This window comes from Gottfriedia sp. S16(2024) (genome assembly GCF_050473765.1).
Taxonomy (GTDB): Bacteria; Bacillota; Bacilli; order Bacillales; family Bacillaceae_G; genus Gottfriedia.
The window spans coordinates 1-20,335 of the sequence record NZ_JBFLUO010000002.1 but is presented as its reverse complement, the minus strand read 5'-3'; the positions used below and the strand labels follow the sequence as shown (position 1 = coordinate 20,335).

The window sequence follows — 20,335 nt, the reverse complement described above, 5'->3', positions numbered from 1 at the left end:
AAATTACATCTTCTTCGTAATCAGGATTTTACGGTTCCTGGTAGAGACCCTCATACCATATCAACGAGGTTATACAAGTTTTGTATGTTGTTATATTAAAATATAATATATGATTAGTAAGTTTTGTTCAAGTATTTCCATAATTTAGCAAACGCGAGAAGTCATCATCCAGATTCCTCCACTTTTATATACTCTCTACTCTAATTTGCCAAGTATTTTTATGATCTTGTGCATTGAATAATCTAAATCAAGCAAGTCCTCCTCGTGAAGTTGACCAATCCGCTCGCAAAAAATATGATAAAAATCTTCCCATCGTTTTGTGACAACGTTTTTTCCTTTTTCAGTAAGTATAATTTTTACACTTCGTTTATCATTCAGATCCTGAATTTTAGATACATATTCTTTTTCTTCTAATTTCATAATTAATGGAGTCATTTGCTGTTTTGCAAATACTTATATTTTGAGCTAGCTCTGTAATTGAGATTCCATCTACTGTTTGAAACAATTCTTCTAGTATATGACTTTGTAAATGCGTTAACTCGGACTGCTTATTCTTTAAAGAATTTTTTGAGCTCGGCTTGTTGAACTTATTAAAAACTAGAGGAAGTAGTTGGATAAACTTCTCTGCAATTTGATTTGGATTTGAATTCATTTTATTAAAAACCTTTCTAGAAAAAATTTCAAAATTGACATATAGTAAATAAAAGTTTATTATTTATTCGATAATATCATATTTATATAAATAAAACCAATTTAACAAGTAAATATTTATTTACTAGTAAACTGAAGGAGTGATACAGATGAATTCAACTGGATTAACTTTTGGTATCTATCCACTTAGCGTAGCTGGTACACCTATAGGATTAGCTACAGGTCCCGAAGATAATTATGAAAAAATATCCTCTGCTCTTAAAGAGCTAAAGGGTAATTCTAATCAGCTTTACCAAGAATGTATGCTGTCTATATGGGACCAGGAACAGAAGAAAAAGTATTTAATGCTCTAAATCGATATAAAAACGCAGGTTTATTAGGTGATTTAACAATTGGCTGCCTTATGGATCCAAGCCTGTCACTGGATTATTGGTTGAATTTTGTTCGTAAAGTAATTAAAGAATTTGGCATCTTCCTTGATTCAATTCAAATCACGAATGAGCCTAATTTATCGTTTATGGATGGATCTAAACCATATGTATTAGAAGCGCTTGTACAAGGTGTTCTAACTGCAAAAAAAGAAATTGAAAAAAGAAATTTACCTATTAAAATTGGATTTGGCTCTGTACCTGAGGGAGAAGAGACAATTCCACATTTTTGGGAAAATCTAATAAAAATTGGTGGGGACGAATTAATTCATTCAATTGATTATGTAGGTCATAATTTTTATGTGGATGTATTTGAGGAACCATTAAAAATTGAGGAAGTTGCTGTTTCAGTAGAAAACATACTACGAAAATTTAGAGAAACATTGAATAGTAATGGTTTCCCTTCCACTCTTCCAATTCACATTACAGAGAATGGATGGCCAACCGGGAAAAATCCGTTTATCCAAATTGAAAGGTCATATGAACAACAATCAATCGTACTCGAAAAAATTATTCGAACAGTCTATTCATTGCGTCAGGAACTAAATATTACTCATTATGAATTTTTTGGTTTAAGGGATGCTGATAGTTCCAAAGACGACCTATTTCATCAATTTGGAATTATGAAGGATGATTATACTATTAAGCCTGCTTATCTAACCTTTCAAAAATTAATAAATGAATTAAGCGTGTAAATCATTACTTCTATAAATTTGAATGAAGTTAGTCAATTCGTTAAGACTAAAACAACGATGAGTTTCATCGACTTTCTACTATTTATATTGGAGGTAATATAATTGAGCAAAAAAGATAAACCACTCATAAATGAAGAGCAAATGAAAATACAAGCAGACCTTAATAATCTCGATCCAGGGCATTCTGTGGATGAGCACCGTAAAATTGAAACGACTAATATAATATTAGCTGGAGAAGAAATTAGACAGCAAAATGAAAACTTATAAAAGAAATCCCTCAAAAGGTCATTTTGAGGGATTTCTTTGTGTAGATAAAGTTAAAAAGTTGTACTTGTCTTTCGAAGCGTAAGTGTTACCTAAAATTGTAGTGAACATGGTACAAGCAGGCGATTTTAACGAAGAAAGCTAGAGTTTGTCAACAGTCTCATATCCCTCGAATGTTAATAACGACATTCCCCTTCTTATGCCCTTTTTCAACATAACGATGGGCTTCCACAATTTGATCAAGTGGGTATTGTCGATCAATAACAGCTTTTAACTTATCCGCTTCAATCAGTGCTTTTATATAGTTTAAATCTTCATTGTTCATATTTGCTACACCAAGTATTGCCTTTTTGTTATCAAATAAATTACTCCAAATCGCTTGAAAATAAACCGAAAGCTTCCATACTGCACTTAATAAATAGACGCCATCTTTGTTAAGCAATCTTTTACAATTTGAAAAGGAGCTCTTCCCTACCGTATCAAAGATAATGTCGTAAGTTTTCTTACTCTTAGCAAAATCTTCATTTGTATAATCTATAACTTCATTTGCTCCTAAAGATCTCACCAATTCTAAATTTGATGTACTACATAAAGCAGTAACTTCTGTACCAAAATATTTAGCTAGCTGAATTGCATAGGTTCCAACACTTCCTGAAGCACCATAAATAAGTACTTTTTGTCCATTTTGAATAATACTTTTCCTTAGAAAATGTAATGCTGTAATCGCCCCAACAGGTACTGCTGCAGCTTGCTCAAATGTCATATTTATTGGTTTTTTAGCTAGAACACCTTCTTCATGTAAAGAGATATATTCAGCATTAGCCCCAAAAGTAAATCCACTATACCCAAAAACTTGATCACCTGTTTTAAAATTTCTTACGTTTTTGCCAACTGTTACTATTTCTCCCGCAAGCTCACAACCTGTTATTTTATTTTTCGGCTTGGTAAGGCCAAACATTAGGCGGGAAGGCAGCCAGTACATATATGGAAAATCGGAGCTTCGAAGTTTTACACCACCTGCTGTTACAGTTGATGCATGTATTTTAATTAATACTTCTTCATTTTTAATTTTGGTTTTTCAACTTCTGTTATTTGAAGAACTTCTGGTGGACCATATTTTGTACATATAATCGCTTTCATAGGTTCCTCCATTACAAACTTTAATTCAGTCATTTAACCTATGAAAAATGATTTTTAAGTATACCTATATGTAATGTAATTCGTAATTCTAATTAAACAAAAAAGACTGAATATAGCATATGCCATATTCAGCCTTAATCATTTTATTATAGACCTGCTTCAGTTTTTAAAACTTCTGCTTTGTCAGTACGCTCCCAAGGAAGATCGATATCTGTACGGCCAAAGTGACCATAAGCAGCAGTTTGTTTGTAAATTGGACGACGTAGGTCAAGCATTTTAATAATTCCAGCTGGACGTAGGTCGAAGTTGTTGCGAATTACTTCAACTAATTTTTCTTCTGAAACTTTACCTGTACCAAAAGTATCAATAGCGATTGAAACTGGTTTAGCTACACCAATTGCATATGCTAATTGAACTTCAGCTTTATCAGCTAAGCCAGCAGCTACGATGTTTTTCGCAACGTAACGTGCAGCGTAAGCAGCAGAACGGTCAACTTTAGTTGCATCTTTACCAGAGAATGCGCCACCACCGTGACGAGCATATCCACCGTAAGTATCAACAATAATTTTACGACCTGTTAAACCTGCATCACCTTGAGGTCCACCGATTACGAAACGACCTGTTGGGTTGATAAAGAATTTTGTGTTTTCATCAATTAACTCAGCTGGTACAACTGGTTTGATTACAAGTTCTTTAATATCATTTTCAATTTGAGCTTGAGTAGCTTCTGGACCATGTTGTGTTGATACAACGATTGCATCAATACGAACTGGTTTGTTGTTTTCATCATACTCAACTGTTACTTGAGTTTTACCGTCTGGACGTAAGTAAGAAACTGTTTCATTTTTTCTAACTTCAGTTAAACGGCGTGCAATTTTGTGAGATAATGAAATTGGAAGTGGCATTAATTCAGGTGTTTCATTAACAGCAAAACCGAACATTAAACCTTGGTCTCCTGCACCGATTGCTTCAATTTCTTCATCTGTCATGCTACCTTCACGAGCTTCTAATGCTTGGTCTACACCTAAAGCGATATCTGCTGATTGCTCATCAATAGAAGTTAAAACTGCACATGTATCTGCATCAAATCCGTATTTTGCACGGTCATAACCGATTTCACGGATTGTTTCGCGAACGATTTTTGGGATATCTACATAAGTAGAAGTTGTAATTTCACCTGCAACAAGTACTAAACCTGTTGTAACTGAAGTTTCCGCTGCTACACGAGCATTCGGATCATTTGCTAAAATTGCATCAAGAATTGAATCTGAGATTTGGTCACAGATTTTATCTGGATGTCCTTCTGTAACTGATTCTGAAGTAAATAAACGACGTTGTGACATTGAGTCCCCTCCTAAATTGAATTGACGGATCTCTTTTTTCTCAACATAAGAATAAAAAGTTTGTTCCTATTCCTATGTTTCCCATTTAAGATAAAGATAACTCAGTGTAAATTACGAAATTGCCACTGTATTTAAGTTTTGAGCAAAAAAAAAGCCTTCCTCTTATCAAATATTACCTGAGGAAAGGGTTCTTGGTATTTGCCTTTCGCTCTTATCGTCCAAGACATAAAAAATAGTCTTGCATCAGGTTCAGCACCTTTCACTAAAAGTGAGGTTGCTGGGCTTCGTAGGGCCTGTATCCCTCCACCTACTCGGGATAAGAGAGTATCCGTATGAAAAGTATCATATTAAAATTTCACTTTCTTGTCAACAATTTTCATCATAACTTAGACATAATTCTACAATAACTTTATCCCTACATTCATTTCTATTTAATGGGAAATTACTAATTATTATACTTACATTTAAATAACTTACTTCATTTAATAAGTAAATTTTGCTCAAATTTATTTTTTAATCAAATTCATAACACATTTTGCCAACTAATAGTATACACTATTAAAATAAATGTGTTATACTATTTATCGAGATACCTACATGGCAGACAAATTATATTTAAAGGATGGTATTAGTATATGAAGACAGTTGATGTAAACTTTGAATTAAACGAATTACTTACTAGTAATCAAATGTATAACCAACTAAGCGTTTCTGAGTTAGTTGAAAAAGTCCTAACAAGACAAGAAGGAATTTTAACGTCAACGGGAGCAGTTAGCGTTTCAACAGGCAAATATACTGGACGTTCACCTAAAGATAAATTTATTGTACAAGAGGCATCTGTTGAAAATTTAATCGATTGGGGTTCAGTAAATCAACCAATCTCTGCTGACGTATTCGAAAAATTATATAGCAAAGTACTTAACTACTTAAAAGATCGTAACGAATTATTCTTATTTAAAGGATTTGCTGGTGCAGATACTGAGTATCGTTTACCTATCCAAGTAATTAACGAATTTGCATGGCACAACTTATTTGCTCATCAATTATTTATTCGCCCAACTGAGCAAGAACTTACAACACATGAAGCAGAGTTTACAATTGTTTCTGCTCCGACATTTAAAGCAGACCCTGTAGTTGATGGAACAAATTCAGAGGCATTTGTTATTGTATCATTTGAAAAGAAAATAATCTTAATTGGTGGTACGGAATATGCTGGAGAAATGAAAAAATCTATTTTCTCAATCATGAATTTCCTATTACCACAAAATAATGTTTTACCAATGCACTGTTCTGCTAACGTTGGTAGCGAAGGCGATGTAGCATTATTCTTTGGACTTTCAGGAACTGGTAAAACTACATTATCTGCAGATGCAGACCGTAAACTAATCGGTGATGACGAGCACGGCTGGTCAGATAATGGTGTATTCAATATTGAAGGCGGTTGCTACGCTAAATGTATCAATTTAACATTTGAAAAAGAGCCACAAATTTTCTCTGCAATTAAATTTGGTACAGTTTTAGAAAATGTAGTTGTTAAACCTGATAGCCGTTTAGCTGACTATGATGATACAACTTTAACAGAAAATACTCGTGCTGCATACCCAATGCAAGCAATTCAAAATATCATTGAGCCAAGCGTTGCTGGACATCCACATGCAATTATCTTTTTAACTGCTGATGCATTTGGAGTATTACCTCCAATCAGTAAATTAACAAAAGAGCAAGCTATGTACCACTTCTTAAGTGGATTTACTAGTAAATTAGCAGGTACTGAGCGTGGTGTTACTTCTCCACAAGTAACATTCTCAACATGTTTCGGATCACCATTCTTACCGCTTCCAGCTGTAGAATATGCAAAAATGCTTGGTGAAAAAATTGAAAAGCATAATGTAAATGTATTCTTAGTAAACACTGGTTGGACTGGTGGAGAATACGGTGTTGGTAAACGTATGAATCTATCTTACACAAGAGCAATGGTTCACGCTGCACTTGAAGGTGATTTAAACAACATTGAAACTACTCAAGATGAGTTTTTCGGTTTAGCAATTCCAACTCATGTACCTGGTGTACCTGATAGCGTATTAGTCCCTTCAACAACTTGGGAAGATAAATCAGCTTATGATCAAAAAGCTCTTGAATTAGTAACTAAATTCAAAGAAAACTTCAAAAAGTTTGAAGGCTTTGATGCTCAATTGGCTGAACTTGGTGGACCTTTAAAATAATCTAATAAAGTAAAATGTAAAGGCTGTCCAATAAGTCGGGATTTATGACTTATTGGTAGCCTCTTTTTATTTTCAGTATTAAAAAACAACCTCACTCATTAAAAGGAAATTATTAACATTTAAAGAATAAGATTAAAGTAACATTAAATAAACTGAACATGGATAATAATCACTATTTATTTATCGAATTAAATGGAGGATTAAAATGAGATCCATAAAGATATTAACTCTGATTTTTTCATTTACTGCAATTTTATTAACTTCCTTGTTTTTATTTAATACTGGTACCTCGTCTAAAAATTTAGATAAGCATGTTTCACTATCTTCTAAAGAAATTGAGCCAAAAATTGAATCATTATCCAAAAGATATTATGAGATCAAAGATTCTGTGGATAATCAATTACTTTATGGAGTTGAATATTATTTGGTCTTATCAGTACCAGAACGTTATAAAAACGATATAGAAAATGCTCAAATAGAAATCCTACTACCTAAAAAAGTCCAAACAATATTTGGAGTCAATATTGAAGAAATCAATCATAATCAAAGATACAAAATCAATAATGGAAGAGCCGTTTTTAATCTCTCTAGTTCTATTGCTACTTCAAATATAACAATAGATCAAAAAAATTATATTAAAAATCATCATGATCTTTACACTATAAAATTTTTTCTAATGAAAATAAATTAATAAAAAGCATTGTTATAAAAGTAAAAAATTTTAATAAGAATTGAAAAGTTACATATAAAAAATGAGCCAATCTTCGGCTCATTTTTATTTTTTAAGTTTTATTAGGATATTATTTTTCAACTGGTCTATTCCCCATTGAAATAGAGATACGATTCCAACTGTTAATTTGATTGATTGTGAATACAAGATTTACGTATTCTTTTTCGCTAAAGTGTTTACTTACACGATTATATAGATCAGCAGATATACCTTTATTCGAAATTAGTGTAATATGCTCAGTTAACTCCAAAGCTGCTTTTTCAGCATCTGTGTAAAAATCACAATCTCTCCATGCACTAACACAGTATAAACGTTGTTCAGTTTCTCCTATTTCCCTCGCTTCAGAGGAATGCATGTCAAGGCAAAATGCACAACCATTTATTTGTGAAGCACGAATTTTAATCAGTTCACGAAGTTTATGATCTATACCCGTTGTTTTAATATACTTTTCCATTTCCATCATTATTTTAAGTGCTTCTGTGCTAATTTTGAATAATTAATTTGTTTTTCCATTTTAATTCCCCTAAAAAAGTTAATTCTAAAAATAATTGAACTAAATGTAGTTTTTGGAAATACTTAAATTAGCGACAAAGTTAATCTACGATTCACATTATCTATATTAAAACGTTTATTTCATTATGTCAAACACCTTTTACGTTTGAATTGTTCTTAAAAGTAAATGTTTGACAAAGAAATAAAACATTTCTAAGATTAATTAAAAATAATCTCATTTATGAAGAAGGTGTTTTCATGCAATATAGCGTTGGAGTTGAGTATGCACTTCATTGCCTTGTTTATTTAATTGACACTCCTGAAGATTCTCCAATTGGAATAAAGGAACTATCCTTCTTTCAAGGTGTTTCAGATACATATCTTTCAAAGATTTTTAGTAAGCTGTCTAAAGCTGGTATTGTAAGTTCCGTTCCGGAGTTAAGGGTGGCTTCAAACTTGCCAAGTCACCAGAAGAAATTTCTTTTTGGGATGTAATTGAAGCAATTGAAGGTCCTAAACCAATCTTTCAATGTAAAAATATTAAAGATAACGGATATCTTTATAGAGAAAAAGGTTGTACTCCAAGTGCCACCTGCACGATTAATTTAGTCATGCTCTCTGCCGAAGAAAAAATGCATGATTATTTACGTAATAAAACACTTTCATGGTTAAACAAAGAATTAGAAAGTGTTTTACCTAACGAAATACGGGAAGATACTCGAAATTTTTTTTCAAAGAGTAAATAAAAAACCTCTCTAATTTCCTAAAAAAGGAAGTAAGAGAGGTTTTTCTTTGTTCAACCACCTAAAGACTTACACATAAGTAACCGAGCTATTTTAGTAGAGTCAGTACTCCGCATTCACCCATTTTCTCCTATTGCATAGGCTAATTGTATATTTTCGATTAGGAGGGATTAAATGAAAATCAAATGGCTCGTTATTTTGTTTTTATTAGTTGCTTCTATTTTAGGTGCATGTTCGAAAGATAAACCTAAAGATGGTACTACAAAGGTGAGAGTTGCAGAAGTGACACACTCATTATTCTATGCACCTCAATATGTGGCTATTAGTGAAGGAATCTTCAAAAAGCATGGATTGGATGTTGAGATCACAACTACTGCTGGTGGAGATAAAACTATGACTGCTGTATTGTCAAACGGTGCAGATATAGGATTAGTTGGGCCTGAAACAACAATATATGTATACGCTCAAGGTGCAAATGACCCAGTGAAAAGCTTTGCCCAATTGACTCAAACTGATGGCACATTTCTAGTAGCTAGAAATCAAACGGTACCATTTAATTGGGATCAACTAAGAGGCAAAACATTTTTAGGTCAAAGAAAAGGTGGAATGCCACAAATGGTTGGCGAATATGTCCTAAGTAAACATGGGATCGATCCACATAAAGATTTGAACCTTATTCAGAATATTGACTTCGCAAATATCGCGAATGCATATGCTTCAGGTACTGGAGAATATGTTCAATTATTTGAACCTACCGCAAGTATTATGGAAAAAGAAGGAAGAGGTAAAATCGTTGCTTCATTCGGCTTGGAATCTGGAAAAGTACCTTACACTGCTTTTATAGCAAAAGAAAGTTATTTGAAGAAAAATGCGAAAACAGCTCAACAATTTACAGATGCAATATATGAAGCTGAACAATGGGTTGATACTCACTCTGCAGAAGAGATTGCAAAAGTGTAGCACCATTCTTTAAAGATACTCCTTTAGACATTTCAATAAAAGTTATAGATCGCTATAAGTCTCAAAATTCTTATTCAACAAATCCAATATTAGAAAAAGATGAGTGGAATAATCTTCAAAAGATTATGAAGAACTCTGGTGTATTACCAAAAGAAGTTCCACACTCAGTTTTAGTAGATACAAAATTTGCCGAAAAATCTACGGAGAAGTAGTAGGTTAACAAAATGAGTTATCTAACAGTTAATGATATTTCTCATGTATTTTTATCGAAGGAAAAGGCAATTAAAATATTGGATGGCTTAACGTTTGAAGTTGAAAAAGGTGAATTTGTATCTGTATTAGGTCCAAGTGGCTGCGGAAAAAGCACACTTTTATCGATCATTTCTTCATTGCTTACCCCATATGACGGTTCAGTAAAGTTTAAAGGTAAGCCTTATGATATAAAATCGGGAGAAATTGGTTACATGCTTCAGCATGACTATTTATTCCCTTGGAAAACAATTAAAGAAAATATCTTTCTAGGTCTTCAGATTCTAGATAAGGATACCGAAGAAAATAAAAATCGAACGCTAGAATTGTTAAATGAAGTTGGATTAAAGGATTATGAAAATGCATACCCAAGAGAACTATCCGGTGGGATGAGACAACGTGTTGCATTAGTAAGAACTCTTTCTACAAGTCCATCAATTGTATTATTAGATGAACCATTTTCCGCTCTAGATTATCAAAATAAAGTAAAGCTTGAAGAGTTAGTTTTCAACTTATTTAAGAAGTTAAATACTACTGCTATCTTAGTAACACACGATATTGAAGAAGCAGTAGCCATGTGTGATCGGGTTATTACGCTAACAAATGCTCCTACTAAAATATCAAAAATTTTCAATTTACCAGAAGAATTACGTATTCGCTCCCTTTTGAAACACGACACCAATCACTCTTTTCTTCTTATGTTTCTGCGATTTGGAAGGAGTTGGAGAAACGTGGCTAAAGTAAATGACGAACTAAAATCCTATCACGCCAGTATCGTCAAAAAAAATCGCCGTAAAAAGCTACTCATATTTTTCTTCCAACTATTAATTATTATTGTCTTTTTTATAGCTTGGGAGCTTTTAAGTCATCGAAGAATAATTGATCCTTTATTGTTTAGTTCACCTACTAAAATTTACGATTTACTCAGCGCAAAATTGGGAGATGGCTCTATTTATCATGATGCTATGACTACAATCACTGAAACTCTCGTAGGATTTATTTTAGGAACAATTATCGGGGTCATTCTGGCCATCATTCTTTGGTGGTATCCATTTGCCTCGAAAGTCCTTGATCCATTCTTAGTAGTCTTTAATGCCATGCCAAAAGTCGCTCTTGGTCCAATCATCATTGTAATTTTTGGTCCTTCATATTCGTCCATTATTGCGATGGGAATCATAATAAGTTTTGTCATAACAGCGCTGGTTATCTATCAAGCCTTCTTACAGGTAGATGAAAATTATGTAAAAGTCATTAAAAGTTTTGGAGCTACTAAAACTCAAATCTTTAAAAATGTGATCTTTCCTGCTAGTATACCTACCGTCATTTCCACATTAAAAGTAAATGTCGGATTAGCTTGGGTAGGAGTGATTGTCGGAGAGTTCTTAGTTTCAAAAAGCGGACTTGGCTATTTAATCGTTTATGGTTTCCAAGTATTTAATTTCACTCTTGTTCTAATGAGTGTATTTATCATAAGTGTATGTGCTGGTTTGATGTATATTATTGTTGAATTTATTGAAAGAAAAACTATAAAGAAATAATTTGAGGTAATTTGAGAAAAAGTATAGGAACGTAAAAAAGCTCACTTAACTTAGTGAGCTTTTTTCACGCCGTTCAAAAATAATCTTGTCAATTAATTACCAAATTTTCGTAAAAGAGTAGAGTGATGATGATTTCCACTACGGGGTGATTGATAGGGCGAGACCTGAGCCTCCTCGGTGAGCCTGCGGGGTCTCAGCCTTCCCGCATATCCCATAGGAGTCGAGCCACCCTCCATTCCAATCAACTTATTCATCAAAAAAAGGTTACGTTAAAAAGCTAATTTAATATCCTTTACTTAAAATAACAGTTTATTAATCAGTTCATGGGTAAGTATATTAGCTCAAACTTCAAAGTTAGTTACTCATAAAGGCTCCATGAGTAAGTAAAATAGCTCAATCTTAATAATTGATTACTCATGAATCTTATATTACGGTGTCTAATTTATAATGAAACAGTAAAAAAGCTCACCTTATAAAAGTGAGCTTTTTTTAGTATTCAAGTAACTTAAACTTTGTGAAAATACTTCGTCACGCATGATAAAACTAAATCGGCGATCTTTTTTTATGTTTGGTGGAAATTCGTCTAACAATACAGGGCCGTTTGTTTCAAAGTAGTGCTTTTGAGTTAAAAGTTCTCCTATTTCGGCAAAATAAATATTTTTTATGATAATTTTATCCTTACCTGTAACACGGTATTGCCCTAAATATTTAATTTTAGAAACATTTCCACCTGTTTCTTCTAAAACTTCACGTTTAGCTGCTTCTTCAGGTGATTCGCCTTCCTCGACTTTTCCGCCTGGGAATTCGTAACCTCTTCTTTGGTGGTCTGTAAGTAACCATTGGTCATTGTATTTACAAATAACCCAAACATGTTTTGGAGCGGGTGAAAATGGATGTTTCTCAAACGATAATTCAACTGTATTATGGTAAAAATCTTTAAATATGTACATTTTAACCTTCCTACATTCATACTTGTTTTTCCATTGTACTATTTCTATTAAAATGTTTCATCATTATTGAAATAATATTCCTGAAACTTTTATGAAAATATTTGATTGCCTTGCATATTGGCCAGTATACTATATCATAGTAGTATAACTATTTAGGAGGACATAGTATGACTGGAGTATTTATTGTTAGTGGTATTATTATCGTTGTTGTATTCGGTGCTTTCGTTCTTACTGTAAATAAAGGATATGGTGTACAACACAAAGTCGATAAGCTAGAAGACGTAAAAATGAAAAATAACCATGAAGAGAAATAATTCTAGCAGACGAAAGGTTTGTATATGAATAAAATTTTAATTGGAATCATTAGATTTTATCAAAAATGGATTTCACCTGCAACGCCACCATCATGTAGATTCTATCCAACTTGCTCAAGTTATGGACTAGAGGCATTACAAACCCATGGTGCGCTTAAAGGAACCTATTTAACGACTAAAAGAATACTTAAGTGTCACCCACTACATCCAGGTGGATATGATCCTGTACCTGATAAAATAAATAAGGAAACAAAAAAAGATACGGTCAAAGAAACTTGAAACGAAAAACAAGTTTAATTTGATCGTATTTTTTTATTAGGTTATTTCTATATAGATTGACTGTGTGTTGAATTCCTAGCGGAGACCTGAGCTACCAAATTTCTATTTTTGAGAAGAATATTTATAAATCTTTTTAGAAATGCTTCGGATTCTCTCTTCATCCACTTCTACCCCTAAACCTGGTTTAACCGGTACATTAACTTTTCCATTTATTAAAGATACCTCTGGAAAAATGAGATCTTGCTCCCAATGTCTAGATGAAGCCGAAATATCTCCTGGTATTGTAAATCCGGGTAGAGATGCTAGTGCAACGTTTTGAATTCTAGAAATCCCTGTTTCAATCATGCCTCCAACCCAAATTGGAATATTCTTTTCTACACAATAATCATGAATTTCAATTGATTTAGTTAATCCCCCGACTCTCCCAGGCTTTACAGTAATGATTTCGCAAGCTTTTAATTCATACGCAATTTTAACATCCTCTAAGGAACATATACTTTCATCTAAACAGACTGGCGTAGAAATTTCCTTTTGAAGAATGGCGTGCTCGATGAATTGGCGTTCGCCGAAGGGCTGTTCAATCATTAACAGATTAAATTCATCTAATTTTTTTAGTTTGGGAATGTCTTCAATCGAATAATCTGAATTGGCATCAATCATTAGAGGGATTGTTGGATAGCTATTTCGTATAGTTGATACAATTTCATAATCATTTTCTTTTGAAACTTTAACTTTAAATCGATCATAGCCTTCTTCTATATATGCACCAATTTGTTTCAACATTTTTATTGGCTCGTCTATACTAATTACAACCCCAACTGGTATATCCGCCTTATTGCCCCCTAAAGCTTGTGCTAAAGTGATTGAATTTAGTTTACTATACAAATCCCAATATGCACCTTCAAGCCCAGATTTAGCCATTTGATTGCCTTTAAATTGATTTAATAAGATCGCTATTTCACTTGGATGATTAAACTGTTTATTTAATAGGGTTGGTATAAAGAAATCATTTAAAGTATGAAGAGCTGTTTGAATCGTTTCCTCGGTATACCAAGGTTCTGAAAAAGCAACGACTTCTCCATAACCGCATATTCCATTAGCATCTAAAATTTTAACAATAATACTTTCACGTTTTTCATATGTACCATAGCTTGTTTTAAAAGGTATTTTTAGAGGCTGTTCAATTAAAAATAATTCAATTTGCCAAATCAACATGTTTATTCCCCTTATAGAAGCTTAAGTAGCTCTCTTCTAACTAGCTTGTTTGTTGCATTTCTTGGTAGGTTGTCTACATAAAATATTTCCTTTGGTATTTTATACCCTGCGATTTTATCTCGACAATACTCGATAAGTTCTTCTTGTGACGGAGGATTAGAGGATTTACTTACAACAAATCCAACAGGTACTTTTCCCCAATTTGGGTCTTCTTTGCCTGTTACACCAGCTTCAATGATATCTGGATGCGATAATAATACTGATTCAATCTCTGCTGGATATATATTCTCTCCGCCTGAAATAATTAAGTCACTTCGACGGTCAACTTCAAATAAAAAACCATCCTCATCTACATAACCCAAATCTCCTGTATATAGATACTCAGACGAATCTGATAACTTAGCAAGTTTATAATAACCTTTACTCACGTTTGGTCCCTTGACTACAATTTCTCCTACTTCTTTTGGTAAACAAGTTCGATGATCGTCCCTTATTTCTAGCGTACATCCAAATAAAGCTTTACCTGCCGAACCAATTTTAGAAAGCATATATTCAGGAGAAAGGGTTGCAATTTGTGAACAAGTTTCAGTCATTCCGTAAGTTTGATATACTGGCACATTTAATGCTCTTGCCTTTTGTAAAAGAGGTAACGGAGCAGGTCCTCCACCAAGTAAAGCTGCCCTTACGCTATTTAAATCATTTGTACCCTCAACAATCGTTAAGAGGTCATTTAATACTTTTGTTACAACTGATAGAATTGTTACATTATGCTCTTTAACACAGTCCTTAATGGTATGTGCATCAGCTTTATTCGTTAACACAATTTTCATGCCATAAATCGCACTTTTATATACAGTAGATAAGCCGCCCACATGGAACATCGGCAAACAAACTAACCATACATCTTTATGATCTAATCCTAAATTTAATACTGAAGCAATTGCACTGCTCCAATGATTAAAATAAGTTTGTAACACTGCTTTTGGGAAACCCGTTGTACCAGATGTGAACATCATAGTTGCGATTTTATCTCCGTCAAAATTTGACTTTATCGGAAATTCCTTAGATCCACAGTTCTCCATTTCATTACTATTTAACAGTTTTATATTTTCAGGTATTTTTATCGTATTTGAATTCGCCACGATTAAAAATTCAGAATCACTATTTTCTAATTGATATACTATTTCGTCATCACTTAATCTTATATTCAGTAAAATTGATGTTGCTCCAATATAATGAAGTGCATAAACAACTTCTATAAATTCAACGGAATTATTCATTAAAACCGAAACATGAGATCCGTCTTTAATGCCACAATAGTGAAATTTGTATGCAAGATTGATAACTCGATCATGTAACTCCTTAAACGTAATTTCGTCCCCATCTGTTGCAATTGCTATTCGACTAGGAGTTAATCTGACTCTCTCAAGCAAAAAATTCGGAATTTGGTTCATCATAAAACACTTCCTGACTATTTTAAAAATGTACAAAATATTATTTAAAGAAAACTCTCCGATTGGCGAGCCTTTAGGCGTAGACAGAAGCGTAGTTGCACATATATTTAATCAATTACGAGATTTCTTCTCCGCTGCCAATTTATACTTTCAATGTGCAAAAAAAGCTTGATGATTTCTCATCAAGCTTTTATCATCTTTCAAATCAAGGAAAACGTGGGAACTTATCGAAATCAGGTGTACGTTTTTCTTTAAATGCATCGCGACCTTCTTTTGCTTCTTCAGTTGTGTAGTAAAGAAGTGTTGCATCTCCAGCTAGCTGTTGAAGTCCAGCTAATCCATCTGTATCTGCATTCATTGCTGCTTTTAAGAAGCGAAGTGCAGTTGGACTCTTTTCTAGCATTTCTTCAGCCCATTTAACTGTTTCAGCTTCTAATTCTTCTAAAGGTACTACTTTATTTACTAAGCCCATATCTAATGCTTCTTGTGCATTATATTGACGGCATAAGTACCAAATTTCACGAGCTTTTTTGTGCCCTACTATACGAGCTAAATAGCCTGAACCATAACCAGCATCAAAGCTACCTACCTTTGGACCAGTTTGTCCAAACTTAGCGTTTTCAGCAGCGATTGTTAAGTCACATACTACGTTTAATACGTTACCTCCACCAATTGCATAACCAGCAACCATTGCAATTACAGGCTTTGGAATAACACGAATTAAACGTTGTAAATCTAATACATTTAGGCGAGGAATGCGGTCTTGTCCAACGTAACCACCGTGTCCGCGAACACTTTGGTCTCCCCAGAACAGAATGCTTTTCCACCTTCACCTGTTAAAATAATAACACCAATTTTTTCGTCGTCTCTTGCATATGCAAAAGCATCAATCATTTCTGAAACTGTTAATGGTGTAAATGCGTTATGTACGTGCGGACGATTGATTGAAATTTTAGCGATTCCATTATATGTAGAATATATAATTTCTTCATACTTTCTTTCTTGTACCCATTCAATAGTCATGAATTTTCCTCCTTTTCACTTTTCAATAAAAACCCAATTACTATTGTAGCAAATTTTTCCGAATGTTCCACATGAATTGCATGGCCTGCATGTGGAATTTTAATAATTTCGCTATTTTTTAGCCTCTCGTTCATTTTCCCCATTATTAAGTAAAACTTTTCATCATATTCGCCGCAAACTAATAAAGTAGGTTTTTTAAATTGCTCCAAATCACTCCATAAAGATGATTGAATGCCCGTGCCCATCCCTTTTAGACTATTACTTAAGCCAATTGGTGACTGATTTAATCTTTCTTGTTTAATCTTTTGCTGTGACTCTAATGTCAAATTCTTTTGAGTTGAAAATAACGGAATGTTTTCCCAATAATTAACAAATTCTTCAATACCTTCATTTAGGATCATTGAAGATAAATGATTGTCTTGTTCAATTCGAGCTAATCTTTCATTTTCAGTTATAAGACCAGCCGTGCAGCTTTCTAAAATAAGCGATCTAATTTTTGTTGGATAGGCTAAAGCGAAATAGAGGGCTAGTCTACCTCCCATCGAATAGCCTAATAGATGCACAGAATTAATTTGCTTTTGTACTAAAAAATCATGTAAATCTTTAGCAGCAAACTCCATTCTATACCGCTCATCATTAATTGGACAATCTGTCTTTCCATGTCCTAATAAATCAATTGCTATTACATGATAATTTTTTTCTAGTTTACTTATTAAACTTCCCCATGTATCCTTTGAACCTGTGAAACCATGCAATAATAGAATTGTTTGCCCTTGGCCAGATTCAATATATGAATATGTGACCTCATTTATTATAATTTCCATGAACAAGAACACCTAATTTCATTTCTCGTATTCTGCTTTTACAATGCTCCAAACTTTTTGATGAAGCTCATAATTTTCTTTACGATTTGTCTGAATTTCAATTACATGTAATCCATTATTCTTTTTCGCTAATTCATCTTCAAGCTCAAACCAATTTTGAATTTTCGTATGAACACCACCGAAAAGGGCTGTTGCATGCTCGAATTCTAATCCTAAAGGAGTTCCGAATAGTGCCTCGAAATGTTTTTCTTCTTTTGATTGAGGTAAAAATGAGAAGATTCCACCTCCATCATTATTAACAAGTATCACTCTTAAAGGTAAATGATGTAGTTTAGAAAGGACTAGACTATTTAAATCATGATAGAAAGATAAATCTCCAATTAATAATGTTACACATTCTCCAGCTGCTGCCATTCCTAATGCGGTAGCAATTGTCCCGTCTATTCCATTTACCCCTCGATTACAAGCAATTTTTAACTTTTTAGATTGGCTAAGTAAAAACGTATCCACATCACGAATAGGCATACTGTTTGAAACAAACAATGTACTTTCTTCAAGTAAATTTTTTGCTAAAGCTTGAACGATTTTCCCTTCAAAAAGTTCATCAAACTGTTCTGCTTGTTGTAGTCCATTTTTTGTTTTTTCATTAATTGTTTTCCATTTATTCAACCAATCTATTTCTAGACTACTTGTTTTCTGATATGACTCCAATATTGCATTACAAAACTGAATATCATCACAAGAAATCATTTGAGTTGCTTTTAACGTCGGATCCCTCCATAAGTCTCCTTCATCAATTACAATTAGCTCGCAATCTTTTTGCCTTTGTACATATTGGCTAAACGTTTTAGAAACAGGCATTGCCCCGAAACGTACGATCACTTCAGAATCAAGTGAATCCACAACGTCTTCAAAACGAAGAAATGTATCATATGTATCAATTACATTCGAGTCTTCATTACCACTAATTGTTCTTCCATTTGAAAGAGGATCACACAGAACTGGATAGTCTAATAAATTCCCTAAAGCTTTAATCTTTTTTAAAGCTCCTTCTTCAACGTATGGACCACAAACTAATAAGCCTTTTCTTTTTGATTGAAAAAGCTTGGTGAACTCACTACTTGTTTCGTTTGAAATTGTCGCAAGAGTTTCAGTAAGTATAGTGTGTGCAGAATTTTTACGCTTTCCTGCTGAAAATAAATCATCAATCGCAAAGTTTGGAACAAGTGGTTCTCGAAGTGGCACATTCATATGTACTGGCCCCATTGGAGCGGTCACACAAGAACGGTAAAGTCGATTAACGCTTGAACGTGCATATTGGTACATTGCCTCAGAAGCTTCTGGTAAGGCTAGCTCAATGAATTTTTTTACAAATGAACCGTATAAACCAATTTGATTCATAGCTTGTGGTGCGCCTATATCTCGAAGCTCATGTGGTCGATCAGCTGTCAATACGATTAATGGAATTCTAGATTCTTTTGCTTCAGAGATAGCTGGCATATAGTTAGAAGCAGCTGTTCCAGAAGTACAGATTAATACTGTAGGCTGTTTCGTGCTTTTAGCGATACCTAAAGCAAAAAATGCTGCCCCTCTTTCATCTACTGCGATATAAGACTTTAATTTTGGATGCTCATTTACTAACATCGATATTGGTGTAGAGCGTGATCCTGGACTTATTACAACGTTTTGAATATTTAGTGCACTTATTTCATCTACAAGAGCACCAATATATTTTGTTAGTGCTTCATTATCTTTCATTTCGTAACCCTCCTAATGCATTTAGCATTGGCAGAAACTTTACACCAGTTTCAAAAAATTCTTCCTCTGGTTTTGAATCTTGTACAACACCACAACCGGCATATAATTTTGCTTTATCTTCTTTAATTAAGGCACTACGTATACCTACAGCAAAATCACCATTTCCGTTTAAATCAATCCAACCTATCGGTGCACCATACCATCCCCGGTCCACAGGTTCAAGTTCACGAATTAATTTACATGCCTCTTCCTTAGGAAATCCTCCAAGTGCAGGTGTTGGATGTAATGCTTGAATTAATTCAAATAAAGAAACATGATTATATAATTTCCCTTCAACTGGCGTGAATAAATGCAATAAACTTTTTGTCGCCATTATTCTTGGTGTTGAAGGAATTGATAATTCATTACAATATTGTTGGAGCGTTTCTCGTATATAGTTTACAACAAAAGCATGTTCACCATTATTTTTTTTACTATTTAATAACCAATCGGCTGCTTCTGTGTTTTCTTCCTTAGTTATTCCTTTTGCGGCAGATCCAGCAAGACACATCGAAGAAACTGTATTATTTTTCTTAGAAATTAATCTCTCAGGTGTAGCGCTTATAAATACAGTATCTTTTAATTGATAAGAAATAACATAGTTAACATTTCTTGTTGCTTCTAGTTCATAAATTACTTTTGTTGAATTTACTTCTGAAGAAAATGTTGCATTTAAAGTTCGATTTAAAACAACTTTTTCTAATTTTTCGTTTTTCATTTGATGAATTGCTTCTTTTACACTCTGAATCCATTCATTTGGTTCAAATTCATCTTTGTTAATACATTCTGATTGTGTAAAGCTTGGTTGCTTCATTCCAAACTTTTCTAAAAAGTCATCATATTCTTTATATTGAAGCAATAAATCCTCTACTGAAGTTTGTTCATTTATTTCATAATTAGAGGTGATGAATGTCCCTTCGTTTGTAACCGTCACCATTAATTTAGGTACATAGAAATGAGAGGTACCAAAATTCTTCCAATCTTGATCATTTTTATAGTTATCAAAAAAAGAGAAACCCCCAAG

At 33.4% G+C, this 20,335-nt stretch carries 18 protein-coding genes, 5 pseudogenes and 2 riboswitches; of the genes and pseudogenes, 11 read left to right on the top strand and 12 right to left on the bottom strand.

Going from position 1 to position 20,335, the window contains the following annotated elements:
• Positions 1–97, bottom strand: a riboswitch (purine riboswitch).
• Positions 98–195: 98 nt separating this feature from the next.
• Complete coding sequence (locus AB1282_RS25660; protein WP_429901262.1) at positions 196–420, bottom strand: hypothetical protein; 225 nt, start codon at positions 418–420, stop codon at positions 196–198.
• Positions 389–652, bottom strand: coding sequence for a hypothetical protein (locus AB1282_RS25655; protein ID WP_429901260.1), 264 nt, complete (start codon positions 650–652; stop codon positions 389–391). Before AB1282_RS25655 ends, AB1282_RS25660 begins: the two co-directional genes overlap by 32 nt.
• Before the next feature lie 148 nt (positions 653–800).
• Here AB1282_RS25655 and AB1282_RS25650 point away from each other — a divergent pair, with 148 nt between their 5' ends.
• The 3 genes from AB1282_RS25650 to AB1282_RS25640 all read left to right on the top strand — a co-directional run bounded on the left by AB1282_RS25650 (position 801) and on the right by AB1282_RS25640 (position 2,041).
• On the top strand, positions 801–1,004 hold the full coding sequence (locus AB1282_RS25650; protein WP_429901258.1) for a hypothetical protein: 204 nt from the start codon (positions 801–803) through the stop codon (positions 1,002–1,004).
• On the top strand, positions 965–1,774 hold the full coding sequence (locus AB1282_RS25645; RefSeq protein ID WP_429901256.1) for a hypothetical protein: 810 nt from the start codon (positions 965–967) through the stop codon (positions 1,772–1,774). Before AB1282_RS25650 ends, AB1282_RS25645 begins: the two co-directional genes overlap by 40 nt.
• A gap of 102 nt (positions 1,775–1,876) precedes the next feature.
• On the top strand, positions 1,877–2,041 hold the full coding sequence (locus AB1282_RS25640) for a hypothetical protein (protein WP_156339698.1): 165 nt from the start codon (positions 1,877–1,879) through the stop codon (positions 2,039–2,041).
• A 157-nt stretch (positions 2,042–2,198) separates the two neighbouring features.
• Here AB1282_RS25640 and AB1282_RS25635 read toward each other — a convergent pair.
• Positions 2,199–3,178: pseudogene (locus AB1282_RS25635) on the bottom strand (NAD(P)-dependent alcohol dehydrogenase).
• Between the two features lie 146 nt (positions 3,179–3,324).
• Positions 3,325–4,521 carry a methionine adenosyltransferase gene (gene metK / locus AB1282_RS25630; protein WP_056473295.1) on the bottom strand — a complete coding sequence of 399 codons (1,197 nt, stop codon included), beginning with the start codon at positions 4,519–4,521 and terminating at the stop codon, positions 3,325–3,327.
• 208 nt (positions 4,522–4,729) lie between these two features.
• A riboswitch (SAM riboswitch) is annotated at positions 4,730–4,844 on the bottom strand.
• Between the two features lie 312 nt (positions 4,845–5,156).
• Here metK and pckA point away from each other — a divergent pair.
• Positions 5,157–6,743 (top strand): phosphoenolpyruvate carboxykinase (ATP), encoded by a 1,587-nt coding sequence (gene pckA / locus AB1282_RS25625; protein ID WP_056473293.1) that lies wholly within the window; start codon positions 5,157–5,159, stop codon positions 6,741–6,743.
• A gap of 205 nt (positions 6,744–6,948) precedes the next feature.
• Positions 6,949–7,434, top strand: coding sequence for a hypothetical protein (locus AB1282_RS25620; RefSeq protein WP_429901254.1), 486 nt, complete (start codon positions 6,949–6,951; stop codon positions 7,432–7,434).
• Positions 7,435–7,543: 109 nt separating this feature from the next.
• On the opposite strand, the gene AB1282_RS25615 is transcribed toward AB1282_RS25620, so the two are convergent.
• On the bottom strand, positions 7,544–7,936 hold the full coding sequence (locus tag AB1282_RS25615; protein ID WP_429901252.1) for a carboxymuconolactone decarboxylase family protein: 393 nt from the start codon (positions 7,934–7,936) through the stop codon (positions 7,544–7,546).
• Positions 7,937–8,223: 287 nt separating this feature from the next.
• Between AB1282_RS25615 and AB1282_RS25610 the strand changes: the two are divergent.
• The 4 genes and pseudogenes from AB1282_RS25610 to AB1282_RS25595 all read left to right on the top strand — a co-directional run bounded on the left by AB1282_RS25610 (position 8,224) and on the right by AB1282_RS25595 (position 11,455).
• A pseudogene (locus AB1282_RS25610) lies at positions 8,224–8,711 on the top strand (Rrf2 family transcriptional regulator).
• A gap of 177 nt (positions 8,712–8,888) precedes the next feature.
• Positions 8,889–9,880: pseudogene (locus AB1282_RS25605) on the top strand (ABC transporter substrate-binding protein).
• Positions 9,881–9,892: 12 nt separating this feature from the next.
• Positions 9,893–10,318, top strand: a pseudogene (locus AB1282_RS25600) (ABC transporter ATP-binding protein); the annotation flags it as partial.
• A gap of 330 nt (positions 10,319–10,648) precedes the next feature.
• Positions 10,649–11,455 carry an ABC transporter permease gene (locus AB1282_RS25595; RefSeq protein WP_390309569.1) on the top strand — a complete coding sequence of 269 codons (807 nt, stop codon included), beginning with the start codon at positions 10,649–10,651 and terminating at the stop codon, positions 11,453–11,455.
• Between the two features lie 470 nt (positions 11,456–11,925).
• Here AB1282_RS25595 and ytkD read toward each other — a convergent pair whose 3' ends face one another.
• On the bottom strand, positions 11,926–12,405 hold the full coding sequence (gene ytkD, locus AB1282_RS25590) for an RNA deprotection pyrophosphohydrolase (protein ID WP_056473282.1): 480 nt from the start codon (positions 12,403–12,405) through the stop codon (positions 11,926–11,928).
• Positions 12,406–12,572: 167 nt separating this feature from the next.
• Here ytkD and ytzI point away from each other — a divergent pair, with 167 nt between their 5' ends.
• Positions 12,573–12,719, top strand: coding sequence for a YtzI protein (gene ytzI, locus AB1282_RS25585; protein ID WP_156339697.1), 147 nt, complete (start codon positions 12,573–12,575; stop codon positions 12,717–12,719).
• Between the two features lie 24 nt (positions 12,720–12,743).
• A complete protein-coding gene (gene yidD, locus AB1282_RS25580; protein WP_056473280.1) occupies positions 12,744–12,998 on the top strand; it encodes a membrane protein insertion efficiency factor YidD in 255 nt (84 codons plus the stop codon).
• Positions 12,999–13,100: 102 nt separating this feature from the next.
• Here yidD and menC read toward each other — a convergent pair whose 3' ends face one another.
• The 6 genes and pseudogenes from menC to AB1282_RS25550 all read right to left on the bottom strand — a co-directional run.
• Positions 13,101–14,213, bottom strand: coding sequence for an o-succinylbenzoate synthase (menC, locus tag AB1282_RS25575; protein ID WP_056473279.1), 1,113 nt, complete (start codon positions 14,211–14,213; stop codon positions 13,101–13,103).
• Between the two features lie 11 nt (positions 14,214–14,224).
• Entirely contained in the window at positions 14,225–15,670 is a 1,446-nt protein-coding gene (locus AB1282_RS25570) for an o-succinylbenzoate--CoA ligase (RefSeq protein ID WP_429901250.1), read from the bottom strand.
• A 202-nt stretch (positions 15,671–15,872) separates the two neighbouring features.
• Positions 15,873–16,690, bottom strand: a pseudogene (gene menB, locus AB1282_RS25565) (1,4-dihydroxy-2-naphthoyl-CoA synthase).
• Positions 16,687–17,514, bottom strand: coding sequence for a 2-succinyl-6-hydroxy-2,4-cyclohexadiene-1-carboxylate synthase (gene menH / locus AB1282_RS25560; RefSeq protein ID WP_429898335.1), 828 nt, complete (start codon positions 17,512–17,514; stop codon positions 16,687–16,689). The pseudogene menB and the gene menH overlap by 4 nt, the downstream one beginning before the upstream one ends.
• Before the next feature lie 18 nt (positions 17,515–17,532).
• Positions 17,533–19,272: a 2-succinyl-5-enolpyruvyl-6-hydroxy-3-cyclohexene-1-carboxylic-acid synthase gene (gene menD, locus AB1282_RS25555; protein WP_429898336.1), complete on the bottom strand. Its 1,740-nt coding sequence runs from the start codon at positions 19,270–19,272 to the stop codon at positions 17,533–17,535.
• Positions 19,262–20,335 (bottom strand): isochorismate synthase (locus AB1282_RS25550; RefSeq protein ID WP_429901248.1); only part of this gene is annotated, 1,074 nt, incomplete at its 5' end. The genes AB1282_RS25550 and menD, both read right to left, overlap by 11 nt.